Raw genomic sequence first — 14,175 nt, forward strand, 5'->3', positions numbered from 1 at the left:
GGTGGCGGGGGGTCCGCTGTGGGACGGTCCTTGGGTGGTGGATGGTCCACCGCGAGGCGGTCCTTCGGTGGCGTGAGGTCCGCTGTGGGACGGTCCCTGGGTGGCGGGGGGTCCGCTGTGGGACGGTCCTTGGGTGGTGGATGGTCCACCGCGAGGCGGTCCTTCGGTGGCGTGAGGTCCGCTGTGGGACGGTCCTTCGGTGGCGTGAGGTCCGCTGTGGGACGGTCCTTGGGTGGTGTGAGGTCCGCCTTGGGGCGGCTCCTGGGTGGTGGGCGGCGGCGTGAGGGGTCCGACGCGAGACGGCCCGGCGGCGGCCTGCGGTCCGCCCATCGGGGAAGCCGCGGTGCTCTGGGACGGGTCGTTCTGGGGGGTGGTTCCGGTGCCCTGGACGGGGTGCGCGGAGGTTCGCGGCGCGGGCGGGCCTCCGGTGCCCTGGGGCGGGCGGCTGCCGAAGCTGCTCGGAGGCGGGACCGGAACGCCCTGGATCACGCTGCCCGAGGTGTGCGGGCCTTCGGCGGCGGGGGGCGTCGGGGTCTGCGGATGGGCCTGGGCAGGCGGGTGGTCGCCCTGGGGAGAGGAGGGTCCGCGCTCGTCTTCCATGGGGGTCGGACGATCCTCCTGGGCGGATCGGCGGCCCCAGACCTCCGGGGCGAACGGGAGGTCGAGTTCGTCGTGGTCCGGGTCCTCGTGTTGCGGGGGAGGCGGCCATACGGGCACGTCGCTCGGTTCGGCACGGCGGCTCGCGGGCCGCGTGTCGGGTTCCTGGGACGTGTCGGGAATGTCGTGCTCTGCCTGGGAGCCGCCTGCGGGCTGGGAGTGAGGAGCGGCCAGGGGTTGAGAGACGGCATAGGGGACACCGGCGGCCGGTGGCGGGCCCACGGAGCCCGGTGCGGGCCGTTCGACCGGGTGGGTGCTCTGGCCGGGACCGCCTGCCGCGTCGGGGAGCGGGGCGGGCGGAGGCGCGGTGGTGCCCTGCTGGGCGGCGGGGGAGCGCTTGGGGTCGAACAGCGGCGCCGGCGGCCCCTTCGGACCGGGCGACGGCACCGGCACCCCGCCGCCGAACCCCGGCCCCGCCTTCCTCGCGAACGGCGGCACCCGGCCGGGCCGGGTCGGTCCCTCCACACTCGGCTGCCCATCGGGGCCGAGGTCCTGGTCGTACGAGGGACGGGTCGGCTCCACGCCGTAGGGCGGCCTCGGGTCCTCGACGGGGTAGACCTCCACGTCGTCCCCGCCGTACGGGGTACGGCCCTCGTCGTCGGCGGGCGGAGGCGCGTCGTGGTCGCCGGGTGTGGGGGCGCTGAGGGGCACCGGGCGTGCCATCGCCTCCGGCTCGAAGTACCGCGACGACAACGCTTCCGTTCCCCAGTCTTCCGGGGCGGATTCGGCATGGGCGGCTGCTGCGGGGGGCTCGGCGTGGCGCCCGCCGGGGTGGGGCGAGGCCGGACCTGACGGCCGGCCGGGAGCCGGTGCGTCGTGCCGGGGGTCGAGTCCGTACGGGCGAGTCTGGTTCCCGCCACTCTGGGGGCCTGGGGCGTAAGGGCCGGGCTGGTGGTCGCCGCTCTGGGGCCAAGGGCTGTAGGGCTGCGCCTGGTGGTCGCCGGTGCGGGGGTCTGGTTCGTACGGGCGGGTTTGGTGGTCGCCGCTCTGAGGGCCGCGCTCGTACGGGTGCTCGCCGCTCTGGGGGCCGGGGGCGTGGGGTTGTGCTCGATAGTCGCCGGTCCGGGGGCCTGGGCCGTAGGGACGGGTTTCGTGCTCGCCGCTCTGGGGGGCGCGCTCGTACGGGTGCTCGCCGCTCTGCGGGCCGGGGGCGTAAGGCTGTGTCTGGGGGGCGCCGGTGTGGAGGTCGGGCGCGTAGGGGCGCGGTTGGTGGGCGCCGGGGTGGGTGTCGTGGTCGATGGTGGCTCGGTCGTGCGCGTACGGCTGGGGGGTGTCGTCGTCGGGTTCGAGTTCGCCGGTGGCGGCGGGCCAGGGGGGCATGGCGGGGGAGTCGGTGACCGGGGCGGGCCATACCTGCATGCCCGCTGCCGCGGCGGTGAACGCCGGGGGAGGCTCCCAGTGGGAGGGGCTGGCGGTGGCGGGCTCGCCCCAGGAACCCTTGGGCGGCTGGGGCCAGGGGATGACGGCGGGTGGGGCGACGGGAACGGCCGCGGGGGGCTCCTCGCCGTCGGCGAACCAGTCGTAGGCCGCGCCCTCCGAGTCCTGCACCTCCCAGGGCTGCGCGCCGGGATAGGCGGGCGGCTCGCCGCCGACAGGCCGGGGCGGTGTGGCCGTGGAGTCGTGTCGTGCGGCTGGGGTGCTGTCTTGCGCGCCCGCTGAGTCGTGTCGCGCGGCTGCGGTGCTGTCTGGTACGCCCGATGAGCCGTCTCGTGCAGCCGCGGAGTCGTCTCGTACGCCCGCGGAGTCGTCTCCTGCAGCCGCCGAGTCGTGGCGGGCGGAACGGCTGCCGTGGGCTCGTGCCTCTGCGGCTTCGTCCCGTACGTCCGCGCGGGACGGTGGGGCGGAGTCGTCGACGGCGAGCCAGGTCTCGGCGGGGGCGGTGCCGGGAGGCTGCCAGGCGTCGTCGTGCGGCGGGTCGCCGTCGATGGTGAGCCAGGCTTGCGCCGAGGGGTCGTCCGGGAATGCCGGTGGACCCCCCTGCTCCTGGGGTGGCTGGCGACCGAAGCTCGGCGGGGGCGTCGGAGGTGCGCCGCCCGCTTCCCTGCGCTCGTGCTCGGACCCGGGTCCCTGGCCACGCATAAGCCGAGCGTAGCGAGAGTAGCTAGATCGTTCCCACGGTATGAGTGTTCCGGGCCTGATCGATCGTTACATTTGCGGGATTTTCTCGTACGAAGTGAAGATTCAGGCCGCGCGGGCCCCCGTCAGGGTGCGGACGTCGAGGGCCTTGAAGACCGTCGCCTTGGTGATGTCGTCGGCCGCCTGGAAGAGTCGCTTGGACGCCTTCTTGTCGGGCTCGGAGCCGTCCTTGTTCTGGAACCAGACCAGGACGGCGTAGTGGCCGTGGGTCCAGACCTTGGCGCCGCCGCTGCCCGAGCCCAGGAACTTGGTCACTTCGTCCTTGCCGGCGAGGGGCTTGACGTAGTTGGACTTGTCGCCGGTCTTGGCGACCCTGGCGGCGTTCTTGGTCGTGCTGAGGTTGGCCACGCCGACCGTGCCGATGATCTCGCCCTTCTTGTCACGGAAGCTGGCGCGCATCATCTGGGTGCACTTGGCGGACTTGAGCATCTTCGTGAGCTTGTCGCCGAGCACGCCGTCGCCGCACTTCTTGTCCTTGCTGGTGATCGTCATCTCGTACTCGCGGCCTGAGACGGCGATCTTCTTGGTCTTGAAGAGCTCCTTCACGGTGAGCGGGTCGGGGTCGGTGCTGCGGCTGCCCGCGTAGCCGAACTCGCCGGGCGGGGCCGACGGGAGCGGGGCGGAGGTGCGCTGCGCCGACTCGGACACGGCGGCGGGGTCGTCGGCGTTGAACATCACCGCCAGGCCGCCGCCGAGCAGCGCGAGCACGCCGAGACCGGCGAGCGAGGCCCACAGCGGCCCACGGGAGCGCGGGCCCTCGTCGTAGGGGCTCCACGTCTGCCGGGGAGCGGGCTTCTCCGACTTGTCCTGCGTGTCGGGGGAGTCGGCCTCGGGCTTCTCCGCCTTGGCGGCCTTCCTGCCGCGCCTGCCCCGAGGGGCCTCCTTGGCGCCGTCGGCGTCGGGGGCGGCGTCCGCGGGCGGCCCGGCCGGCGGCTGTCCGTTCGCGGGGTTGTTCGCGGGGTTGAAGGACTCCGGGGGCTGCGGCGCGCCGGGCGGCGGCTTCCTGTTGTTCGGCGTGAACGCGTCGGACGGGCCGTCGCCGCCGAAGGGGTCTGACGGGTTGCGCGGGCCGGGAGCGGCGGCGCCGGGCGATCCCTGCGGGCCGGTGGCGAGAGGGACGGGCGCGCCCAGCGGACCGTTGGGCGGGCCGCCGAACGGGTCGCCACCGGGGCGCGGGCCGGCGAACGGGTCCGCGCCCGCCCGAGGGCCGGGGGCGAAGGGGTCGGACGCGCCGCGCGGGCCGGACTGGCCCTGCTGGCGGGGCGTGAAGGCGTCACCGGCCGGGGAAAACGCGGGGGACGGCGGCTGCCCGTCGGCGCCCTGCTGGGCGGGCGTGAAGAAGCCGGAGTCGGCCGGGGGCTGGCGGTCTCTACGAGAACGACGCGGGGTGCCGTCTGTGCCGGTTTGCGGTTCCTCGGGAAAACCCATGCGGAGACATTACCGTGAAGGGGGTCACGAACGTCCGAAATCCTGCGTCCACCAAGGCCCTCCGGGGCCTGACACCACGCCGACGCCGATGGCGTTGAAGTCGCAGTTGAGCATGTTGCGGCGGTGGTCGGGGCTGGCGAGCCAGCCGCGGACGGCCTCCTGGGCGGAGGCGTAGCCCCGGCCGATGTTCTCGGCGGTGCCGTTGTGATATCCGGCCCGTTCCATCCGGTCCCAAGGCGAGGCGCCGTCGGGCGATTCGTGGGTGAACTGCCCGGACCTGGCCATCTCCATGGAGTGGGTACGGGCCGCCCGGGTGAGCCTGGCGTCGGTCTTGAGGGGGCGGCAGCCGTTCTTGGCCCGCGCGGCGTTGGTGAGGCGGACGACGTCGGCGGCCATGCCCGGCATGCTCCTGAGCGACTGGTCGTCGCCGAGGACCCGGACCGGGTCGCCGTCGGTGAAGCCGGCGATCTCCCCGGTGGGGCTCTTGGTGGGCCGGACGTCGGTCTTGCCGCGCGGGATCGTGGTGGTGGCCTGCCGGGGGATCCGCTCGGCCTGCGGCTGGGCCTTGCGCGGCGTGGTCTGCGGGGCGGCCTGTGCGGCGGTGGGCGGCGTCGTCTCGTTCAGGAAGATGTGGTCGTCGGGGATCGAGTCGCCCGACATGCGGCCGAGCAGCACACCCGTGAACAAGGCCGCAGCGAGCAGGCCCACGGCACCCAGGTTGGTCCGGCGCCGGACGGTCCGCTGGGTGTGCCGGGTGTGAGAACTCTGCCACATACCGCCACCAACGATAGGGATGTCGGGTCCTGGTAAAGAAGGGATTGCCGGGAACCGAAATAGATTCGTTCTGTGGTCAGGTAGAATCACGACAGGTTACCGGTCTTTTGACTGCCCTCCCGAGGGCAGGTAACCTCTCGTTCGTTGTGTGCATAGGTCCGCGTGACCGATGCGCGGCGCGTCCGGCGTCATCTCCCATCACCAAGGTCCATCGGGCCGGGAGACGGAAGGTCCGGGCCGTCGTGTGCCCGCACCGACCGACCCCAAGCGCCGCCGTGTCCGGCGGCGCGCCGAAGACGCGAGCATAAAGAAGGCTACGACCGTGCGCACGTACTCACCGAAGCCCGCCGACGTCCAGCGTCAGTGGTACGTCATCGACGCGACCGATGTCGTCCTGGGCAGGCTGGCCAGCCACGTCGCGACCCTGCTCCGCGGCAAGCACAAGCCGATCTTCGCCAACCACGTCGACACCGGTGACTTCGTCATCATCATCAACGCTGACAAGATCGCGCTCAGTGGCAACAAGCTCGAGCAGAAGAAGGCGTACCGCCACTCGGGTTACCCCGGCGGTCTGCGTTCCGTCACCTACGGCGAGCTCATGGAGAAGCGGCCCGACAAGGCCGTCGAGAAGGCCGTCAAGGGCATGCTGCCGAAGAACTCCCTCGGCCGGAAGATGATCAAGAAGCTGAAGGTCTACGCGGGCTCCGAGCACCCGCACCAGGCCCAGCGGCCCGTGCCGTTCGAGATCACCCAGATCGCCCAGTAGACCACCACCTGCGAGGGGGCGCCCCTCGCCAGGGCAGTACCGAGTTTCGAAAGATTCAGAGGAGAACCGTGGCTGAGCCCACCGGTGTCGAGACGGCCGTCGAGCCCGAGCAGGAGGACTTCTCCAGCGAGGAGTTCCCGTCCGAGTACACCACCGAATCCGCCGCCAGCGCCGACGCCCCCGTGCGCAAGCCCGTGACCACGGGCAACTCGTACGGCACCGGCCGCCGTAAGGAGGCGATCGCCCGCGTGCGCATCGTCCCCGGCACCGGCAAGTGGACGATCAACGGTCGTTCGCTCGACGCCTACTTCCCGAACAAGGTCCACCAGCAGATCGTCAACGAGCCCTTCGTGGTGCTCGGCGCCGAGGAGGCGTTCGACGTCATCGCGCGCATCGACGGCGGCGGCGTGACCGGCCAGGCCGGTGCGCTGCGCATGGGTCTGTCCCGCGCGCTGGCGATCCTGGACGTCGAGGTCAACCGCCCGCCGCTGAAGAAGGCCGGCTTCCTCACCCGTGACGCCCGCGCCACGGAGCGGAAGAAGTACGGCCTCAAGAAGGCCCGTAAGGCTCCGCAGTACAGCAAGCGCTAAATTGGCGCGGCTGTTCGGCACCGACGGGGTGCGTGGGGTCGCGGGACGCGACCTCACGGCCGAGCTCGCCATGGACCTTTCGGTCGCGGCGGCTCACGTCCTCGGCGATGCAGGCGTGTTCGCCACCGGCTCCAGCCTCAAGCGGCCGGTGGCGGTCGTAGGCCGGGACCCGCGAGCCTCGGGGGAGTTCCTCGAGGCCGCCGTGGTCGCCGGCCTCGCGTCGTCCGGAGTGGATGTGCTGCGCCTCGGCGTGCTGCCCACCCCGGCCGTCGCCTACCTCACGGCCGCGCTCGGCGCCGACCTGGGCGTCATGCTGTCGGCCTCGCACAATCCGGCGCCCGACAACGGGATCAAGTTCCTGACCAGGGGCGGCTTCAAGCTGTCCGACGCGGTCGAGGACGAGATCGAGCGGCGGATCGGCGAGGAGTGGACCTTCCCGGTCGGCTCGTCCGTCGGGCGGGTGCGTGACGCGTACGGCGAGGCCGACCGTTACATCAGCCACGCGCTCGACACGGTCAGTGGCCGGCTCGACGGGCTCGACGTCGTGGTCGACTGCGCCCACGGCGCCGCCCACATGGTGGCTCCTGAGGCGCTGCTGCGCGCCGGGGCGCAGGTGCAGGCCATCGGCGCCCGGCCCGACGGCCTCAACATCAACGACGGCCACGGCTCCACGCACCTCGACAAGCTGCGGCAGGTCGTGATCTCGCGTGGCGCCGACCTCGGCATCGCGTACGACGGTGACGCCGACCGCTGCCTGGCCGTCGACCACACCGGCGCGATCGTCGACGGTGACGCGATCATGGCCATCCTGGCCATGGACATGCACGAGCAGGGCACGCTGGCCAAGGACACCGTGGTCGCGACCGTCATGTCCAACCTGGGCTTCAAGCTGGCCATGCGCGAGGCGGGCCTCACCGTGATCGAGACCGCGGTGGGCGACCGTTACGTGCTGGAGCGGATGAAGGCCGACGGCTACAACCTGGGCGGCGAGCAGTCGGGGCATGTCATCATGCTCGACCACGCCACCACGGGCGACGGCCTGCTCACCTCGCTCCACCTGCTGTCGGTGATGGCCAGGACCGGCCGGTCGCTGCGGGAGCTGGCGTCGGTGATGACGGCGCTGCCGCAGATCCTGATCAACGTCAAGGGCGTCGACCGGGGCAAGGCCGCCGCGCCGGAGCTCAAGACCGCCGAGGCCGAGGCCGAGGCGGAGCTGGGCGAGACGGGCCGGGTGCTGATCCGGCCCAGCGGCACCGAGCCGATGATCCGCGTCATGGTGGAGGCCTCGTCGGAGGAGCAGGCCACCAAGGTGGCCGAACGGCTCGCGGACGTGGTCCGCACCGTCTGCGCCTGATCGATCCTCCGGGTACGGATCCCGTACCCGGAGGTCACGGCGGTTCGAGCCGTTACTCGTCGCCCGTGAGGGAGTAGGCGCGCAGGCGCACGCCGGCCCAGAGGACGGCGGCGACGGTGACGATGATCAGGGCCGGGACGGCGAAGCCCAGGCTGACCTCCGCCTCGAAGAACGGGGAGGCGGTGATCTGGTCGGCGATGCTCTGGCCCCACTGCTGGATGGAGAACCGCTTGGCCCCCGGCACCAGGCTGCCGACCAGCGACTCCCAGACCAGGGCGTAGATGATGCCGATCGTGACCGCATGGCGGGTGACGACGCCCAGCAGCAGGAAGACGGCCGCGTAGGCGATGCCCGCGACGAGGGTGCCGACGGCGAATCCGGCGGCGATGCCGTCTTCGTTGCCCACGAGGATCCAGGCCGCGAGATAGGTCGGCACGGCCGCGAACACGGCCACCAGCGAGGCGGCGACCGCGAACTTGGTGGTGGCGATGGCCGGCCGGGAGATGGGCTTGGACATCAGGTGGATGATGGTGCCGTCGTCGATCTCGGGGGCGATCACGCCGGTGCCGGCGATGAGGCCGAGCAGCGGCAGGAGGGTGCTGATGGCGAACGAGCGCATCAGCTCGATGGTCGTGCGCTGGTCGCCGCTGTCGAAGAAGCTGAACAACAAGGCCAGGGCGATCAGCGCGAGGGGCAGCAGGAGCAGCAGGATGACCCTGCGCCTGCCCAGCAGCGCCCGGTAGGTGATGCCTGCCACGACGGTGTTCATGTCAGCTGCTCCTGTTGATCAGGTAGGAGAAGACGCTCTCCAGGTCCTCGTCGGCGGGTGACACCTCGTGCAGGCGCACGCCCGCGTCGCGGGCCACCCGGGGGAGCAGCCGGGTGAACCTGCGGAACTCGGTGGCCTGCACCTCCAGGCCGTCGCGGCCGAGGGTGACGCCGCCGGCGGACTCGTCGCGGATGAGGGCGGCGGCGAGCTTGCGGTCGTCGCTGGAGCGGATCCGGAACAGGTGGGGCCGGTCGGTCATGAGCCGGCGGATGTCGCGGAAGTCGCCCGAGGCGGCGTGGCGGCCCGACACCAGCACCTCGACGTGCTGGGCGACCCGCTCGACCTCCTCCAGGATGTGGGAGCTGAACAGGATCGTCTTGCCGGAGGTGCCCATCGCCCGGATGAGGTCCATCAGGTGGAGCCGCTGGCGTGGGTCCATGCCGTTGAAGGGCTCGTCGAGCAGCAGCACGGCCGGGTCGTGGACGAGCGCGGCGGCCACCTTGACCCGCTGGCGCATGCCCTTGGAGTAGGTCTCGACCCGGCGGTCCTTCGGCTCTTCCATCTCGACCGTGGCCAGCGCCTTGCGCGCGGCCTCCTCAGGGTTGGGCAGGCCGTGGAGCCTGGCCGCCGACAGGACGAACTGCCAGCCGGTCAGGAAGCCGTAGACGCCCTCGCGCTCGGGCACCAGGCCGATGTCGCGGTAGATCTGGTGGTTCTTCCACACGCCGGCGCCGTCGAGGGTGACGGTGCCGCTGGACGGGGCCAGGAACCCGGCCATCATGTGGAGCAGCGTCGACTTGCCGGCGCCGTTGGGCCCGAGCAGCCCGGTGACGCCCGGCCCGATCGTCATGGTGACGTCGTTGACCGCGACGACGTTGCCGTACCAGCGGGAGACCTGGGAGAGCTCGATCTTCACTGCGAGGCCGCCTTCCGGTAGCGCGCAGACAGGACCGCCACGGCGGCGGCGATGAGGGCCGGCACGATGAGGAGGGGCGCCGGGCCGCTGGGGTACAGGCCGTCGGGGACGTGCGCGACGCTGCCGAACAGCCACACCTGCAGGGCGTCGATCAGCCAGAACGGGTTGATCAGCCACCCCCAGGCGCCGACCGACCGGTAGCCGGCCTCGTAGAGCGCGGCGTAGAACATCGGGGCCGCGCCGGTGGACAGCAGGTAGACGGTGATCACCGAGGCGACGCCGAGCCCGCGCCGGGGCGTCAGCGCGGCCAGGGCAAGCCCGACGGTGGACAGCAGCAGGGCCAGCACCGCGGCCGAGACCAGGGCGCCGAGATACTCGCCGGTGGGAGTCGGGCCGGGCATGTCGACGAGCAGGTCGCCGAGGAACATCACCGTGAGCGGCACGGCCAGCAGCAGGAACAGTGCCACGGTCATGGCCGCGACCTTGGCTCCCACGTACTCGGTGATGGTGACCGGGCGGGAGAGGTAGAGCGGGAGCACGCGGTGGCGCAGGTCGGGGGCGACCACGGTGGGCGCCTGGGAGGCCAGGAAGATGGCCACCACGGCCTGCATGACGACGGCGTAGCCGCTGTAGTCGAGGATCCGCTGCTGGGTCAGCGACATGACGGCGATGGCCACCACGACCGGCATCATCATGATGGCGGCCAGCGAGAACGGCATGATCTTGGAGCGGGCGGGCCGGCCCAGCCCGAAGACACCGCGCAGGCTGTGGACGCCCAGCGCCAGCGTGGTGTGGGAGCGGCCGAGCCGGGGGCCGTCGTAGTGGCGGTAACCGATGTCGTAGATCTCAGACACGGGCGGCCTCCTCCCTGAAGACGTCCTCGATGCGCTGGCGGCCCTGCTGCAGGCGGATGAGGCACAGGTCGAGGTCGGCGGCGGCGTCGCGGACGGCGTCGTAGGTCTCGGGGCCGCGCACGCTGACGAGGAGGGTGCGGCCGAGCGGGGTGACGGTCTGGCCGAGCTCGGACAGCCGCGCGGCCAGGGCGTCGGCGCCCTCGTCGACCTCGACCGTGATGGACTCGGTCGCCTGGGTGAACTCGGTGAGCGCGGAGGAGCGCAGCAGGCAGCCGGCGTCGATGACGATGACGTGGTCGCAGACCCGCTCCAGCTCGCCGAGCAGGTGGGAGGTGACGAGCACGCTGATGCCGAACTCGGTGCCGATGCGCCTGATCAGGGTCAGCATCTCGTCGCGGCCGCGCGGGTCGAGCCCGTTGGTCGGCTCGTCGAGGAGGACCAGCTTGGGGTCGTGGACGAGCGCCTGGGCCAGCTTGACCCGCTGCTTCATGCCGGTCGAGTAGCCGCCGATCGGGCGATAGCGCTCCTCGGCGAGGCCCACGTGGCGCAGCACGTCGGCGGCGCGCTCGCGGGCGGCGGTGCGCGGCAGCCCGGACATCCGCGCCAGATGGACGACCAGCTCGGTGGCGGACACGTCGGGCGGCAGGCATTCGTGCTCGGGCATGTAGCCGACGAGCCTGCGGATCTCCGCGCCCTGGGTGAAGGAGTCGAGACCGAGCACGGCGGCCCGGCCCTCGGTGGCGGGCAGCAGACCGAGCAGGATCTTGATCAGCGTCGACTTGCCCGCGCCGTTCGCCCCGACGAGGCCGGTGACGCCGGGACCGACGGTGACCGTGAGCCGGTCGAGCGCCGTGACGGTGGGGAAGCGTTTGGTCAGCCCCTCGATGGCGAGGATGTGCATGCCCCGGACCCTACCGGCCGGGGTGCTTCCGAATCGTCGTCCCAGGGGATGAATGGGTGTCATCCCTGAGTCCGGGATCCGGGGCCCGGCCGGGTCGTCCTCAGGGTTCAGGTCCTGCGCAGCACCACCCTGCGGACGGAGTGGTCGCGGCCCTTGTGCATGACCAGGTCGGCGCGGCCGCGGGTGGGGGCGATGTTCTCGACCAGGTTGCGTTCGTTGATGTCGCGCCAGACGTTGACGGCGAAGTCCGTCGCCTTGTCGTACGGCATCTCGGCGATGTACCTGAAGTAGGACTTGGGGTCTTCGAACGCGGTGCGGCGGAGCTTGTGGAAGCGGTCGACATACCACGTGCGGACGTGCTCGACCTTGGCGTCGACGTAGATGGAGAAGTCGAAGTAGTCGTTGACGGCGAGGGAGGTGGGCGGGGCGGGCTGGAGGACGTTGAGCCCCTCCATGATGAGGATGTCCGGACTTTTCACGACCTGGTGGGCGCCCGGGACGATGTCGTACTCCAGATGGCTGTAGACCGGCGCCCGCACCTCCGCGGCCCCCGCCTTCACCTCCGCCACGAACCGCACCAGCGCCCTGCGGTCGTAGCTCTCCGGGAAGCCCTTGCGGTGCATGATGCCCTTGGACTCCAGCACCGCGTTGGGATAGAGGAAGCTGTCAGTCGTCACCAGCTCGACGCGCGGGTGCTCGGGCCACCTGGCCAGCAGCGTGTGCAACAGCCGCGCCGTGGTCGACTTGCCGACCGCGACGCTGCCGGCGATGCCCAGGACGTACGGCACGCGCCGCTCGGGATGCCCGAGGAAGGCGCTCAGCACGCTGCTGCGCTGTTTGGATCCGGTGAAATGGAGGTTGAGCAGTCGCGTCAGCGGCAGGTAGATGTCGGTGACTTCGGTGAGGTCGATGGGGTCGTCGATGCCGCGCAGCTCCTCGAGCTCGTCCGCGGTGAGAGTCAAGGGCGTGTTCTTGCGGAGGTCGCTCCACTGCTCCCTGCTCAGTTCAACGTGGCCGTTGTTCACTCTGGCAGCGTAACGACGCCGTCCGGGTCCGCTGTCGGCCGGGGTATCCACAGGCTGTGGACGAAAACGGGGGATTACCGATAACCAGTTCGGGGAAGGATCGCCCATTCGCCCGAAGGGCAGCGGCGTCCGGGCTACTGTTTCGGATGTCGCCGCTGTTCGGAGGCGTCTTCTGGAGGTCGTGTGGATCGTCGTAGCTTCCTGGCCGGAGCGGCCGTCCTGGTGGCCGGGCCGTTCGCCGGGGTCGCGTGCGCGGGGCAGCGCGGCGGCGCGCAGCCGATCCTCAGCGACGGGCCGGGCAGAGGCTACGGCCGGCTGAAGCCCGTGCGCGACCAGGCCGACGGCAAGGTCCGGCTGCACCTGCCCGAGGGCTTCCGCTACCGCTCGTTCAGCGTGGCGGGCGAGCCGATGCCCGGCGGCGGCGAGGTTCCCGGCAGGCACGACGGCATGGCCGCCTTCCCCGGCCCGCGCGACAGCGCGATCCTCGTACGCAACCATGAGGTCGACGGCCCCGTCGGCGCGTTCGGTGAGCCCGGCCGCGCGTACGACAGGATGGCCGGCGGCGGCACCGTCACCCTCCAGGTGACCCGCCACGGCGAGGTGCTCAAGAGCCGGCCGTCGCTCACCGGCACGATGAAGAACTGCTCCGGCGGCCCCATGCCGTGGGGCGCCTGGATCAGCTGCGAGGAGACCGTCGACGGCCCCGACGTGCCCGGCTCGGGCAACGCCCGGCTGACCAAGAAGCACGGCTACGTCTTCGAGGTCCCGCTGAAGGGCTACGCCAGCGGCCGGCCGATCAAGGCCGCGGGCCGGTTCGCGCACGAGGCCGCCGCCTTCGACCCTTCCAGCGGCACGCTCTACCTCACCGAGGACAACTTCGACGACCCTTCTGGTCTCTACCGGTACGTCCCGCCTGAGGACCCCATGCGGGCCGGGCGGCTGCTCGACGGCGGCAAGCTCCAGATGCTCGCGATCGAGGGCGACCCGGGCGCCGACCTGTCCGTGGGGCACCCGACCGGCAGCGCCTTCGCCACCACGTGGGTGGACATCGAGGACCCCGACCCGTCATTCACCCCGGGCACGTCCCGCGCCGAGGCCGCGCGGGCCGTCGGCGACCAGGGCAGGACCGCCGGCGCCGCCGTCTTCGCCAGGCTCGAAGGCGCCGTCCACCACCAGGGCACCGTCTACTTCGTCTCCACCCAGGGCGGCGACACGGACCCGGACGACGACCCGCCCGACGGCTTCGGCGACGGGCGCGGCCAGATCTGGGCGTACGAGACGTGGAGCGGCACGCTCAGGCTCGTCTACCAGTCGCCCAGGGCCGCCGCGCTCGACCTGCCCGACAACGTGACCGTCAGCAACCGCGGCACGCTCGTGCTCTGCGAGGACGGCGACGGCGCCAACTACCTGCGCGGGCTGACCAGAAACGGCGAGATCTTCGACTTCTGCCGCCTGATGCCCGTCCCGGGAGACCCGGGCGCCGAGTTCGCCGGCTCCACGTTCGGGCCCGGCGGCCAGACCCTGTACGTGAACGTCCAGGCCGAGCGGGGACGCTCGTTCGCCATCTGGGGGCCCTGGCAGCGTGGCGCCTTCTGAGCGACGCCTCGCGCGGCGCTGGCCCCGTGCGCGGATCATCCCCGAGTAGCCTGGGACGATGATCCTCGGCATCGGGGTCGACGTGGTCGACATCGCACGCTTCCGCGACGCGCTGGAGCGCACGCCCGCGCTGCGCGAGAGGTTGTTCACCGCGGCCGAGCGGGATCTGGCGATCCAGTCGCTGGCCGCCAGGTTCGCCGCCAAGGAGGCCGTGGCCAAGGCCCTCGGCGCGCCCCGCGGCCTGAGCCACCTGGAGGCGGAGGTGCGCCGCGACGGGAACGGCAGGCCCGAGCTGCGCGTCACCGGCGAGGCCGCCGAGGTCGCCCGCGAGCTGGGCGTCCAGCGCTGGCACGTCTCGCTGAGCCACGACGGCGGCGTCGCGATGGCCTACGTGATCGCCGAAGGCTAG

12 protein-coding genes and 1 pseudogene are annotated in these 14,175 nt (G+C 71.7%); 5 read left to right on the forward strand and 8 right to left on the reverse strand.

Features of this window, described 5'->3' with window-relative positions; all coding sequences use genetic code 11:
* The 3 genes and pseudogenes from ACGFI7_RS02255 to ACGFI7_RS02265 form a co-directional block, all read right to left on the reverse strand.
* A pseudogene (locus tag ACGFI7_RS02255) lies at window positions 1–2,205 on the reverse strand (hypothetical protein); the annotation flags it as partial.
* A gap of 633 nt (window positions 2,206–2,838) precedes the next feature.
* Window positions 2,839–4,221, reverse strand: a complete 1,383-nt coding sequence (locus ACGFI7_RS02260) for a hypothetical protein (protein ID WP_393398125.1) — start codon at window positions 4,219–4,221, stop codon at window positions 2,839–2,841.
* A 24-nt stretch (window positions 4,222–4,245) separates the two neighbouring features.
* A complete protein-coding gene (locus tag ACGFI7_RS02265; protein WP_393398127.1) occupies window positions 4,246–4,929 on the reverse strand; it encodes a CAP domain-containing protein in 684 nt (227 codons plus the stop codon).
* Between the two features lie 388 nt (window positions 4,930–5,317).
* Between ACGFI7_RS02265 and rplM the strand changes: the two genes are divergently transcribed.
* The 3 genes from rplM (at window position 5,318) to glmM (ending at window position 7,705) form a co-directional block, all read left to right on the forward strand.
* A complete protein-coding gene (rplM, locus tag ACGFI7_RS02270; RefSeq protein ID WP_393398129.1) occupies window positions 5,318–5,761 on the forward strand; it encodes a 50S ribosomal protein L13 in 444 nt (147 codons plus the stop codon).
* Window positions 5,762–5,829: 68 nt separating this feature from the next.
* A complete protein-coding gene (rpsI, locus tag ACGFI7_RS02275; protein ID WP_393398131.1) occupies window positions 5,830–6,351 on the forward strand; it encodes a 30S ribosomal protein S9 in 522 nt (173 codons plus the stop codon).
* Window position 6,352: 1 nt separating this feature from the next.
* The gene (gene glmM, locus ACGFI7_RS02280) at window positions 6,353–7,705 is read left to right on the forward strand and encodes a phosphoglucosamine mutase (protein WP_393398133.1); all 1,353 of its coding nucleotides are present in this window, start codon (window positions 6,353–6,355) and stop codon (window positions 7,703–7,705) included.
* A gap of 52 nt (window positions 7,706–7,757) precedes the next feature.
* On the opposite strand, the gene ACGFI7_RS02285 is transcribed toward glmM, so the two are convergent.
* From ACGFI7_RS02285 to coaA, 5 genes are all read right to left on the reverse strand, one after another.
* Window positions 7,758–8,474 carry an ABC transporter permease gene (locus tag ACGFI7_RS02285; RefSeq protein WP_393398135.1) on the reverse strand — a complete coding sequence of 239 codons (717 nt, stop codon included), beginning with the start codon at window positions 8,472–8,474 and terminating at the stop codon, window positions 7,758–7,760.
* A 1-nt stretch (window position 8,475) separates the two neighbouring features.
* Complete coding sequence (locus tag ACGFI7_RS02290) at window positions 8,476–9,390, reverse strand: ABC transporter ATP-binding protein (RefSeq protein WP_393398137.1); 915 nt, start codon at window positions 9,388–9,390, stop codon at window positions 8,476–8,478.
* Entirely contained in the window at window positions 9,387–10,244 is an 858-nt protein-coding gene (locus tag ACGFI7_RS02295; protein WP_393398139.1) for an ABC transporter permease, read from the reverse strand. Before ACGFI7_RS02295 ends, ACGFI7_RS02290 begins: the two co-directional genes overlap by 4 nt.
* Window positions 10,237–11,145, reverse strand: coding sequence for an ABC transporter ATP-binding protein (locus ACGFI7_RS02300; protein ID WP_393398141.1), 909 nt, complete (start codon window positions 11,143–11,145; stop codon window positions 10,237–10,239). Before ACGFI7_RS02300 ends, ACGFI7_RS02295 begins: the two co-directional genes overlap by 8 nt.
* A 107-nt stretch (window positions 11,146–11,252) precedes the next feature.
* Window positions 11,253–12,170, reverse strand: coding sequence for a type I pantothenate kinase (coaA, locus tag ACGFI7_RS02305; RefSeq protein ID WP_393398143.1), 918 nt, complete (start codon window positions 12,168–12,170; stop codon window positions 11,253–11,255).
* A gap of 183 nt (window positions 12,171–12,353) precedes the next feature.
* Here coaA and ACGFI7_RS02310 point away from each other — a divergent pair, with 183 nt between their 5' ends.
* Together ACGFI7_RS02310 and ACGFI7_RS02315 are read left to right on the forward strand one after the other, a co-directional pair.
* A complete protein-coding gene (locus ACGFI7_RS02310; protein WP_393398145.1) occupies window positions 12,354–13,766 on the forward strand; it encodes an alkaline phosphatase PhoX in 1,413 nt (470 codons plus the stop codon).
* Window positions 13,767–13,824: 58 nt separating this feature from the next.
* Window positions 13,825–14,175 (forward strand): holo-ACP synthase, encoded by a 351-nt coding sequence (locus ACGFI7_RS02315; protein WP_393398147.1) that lies wholly within the window; start codon window positions 13,825–13,827, stop codon window positions 14,173–14,175.

The sequence above is a fragment of the Nonomuraea sp. NPDC048826 genome, assembly GCF_043198225.1.
Taxonomy (GTDB): domain Bacteria; phylum Actinomycetota; class Actinomycetes; order Streptosporangiales; family Streptosporangiaceae; genus Nonomuraea.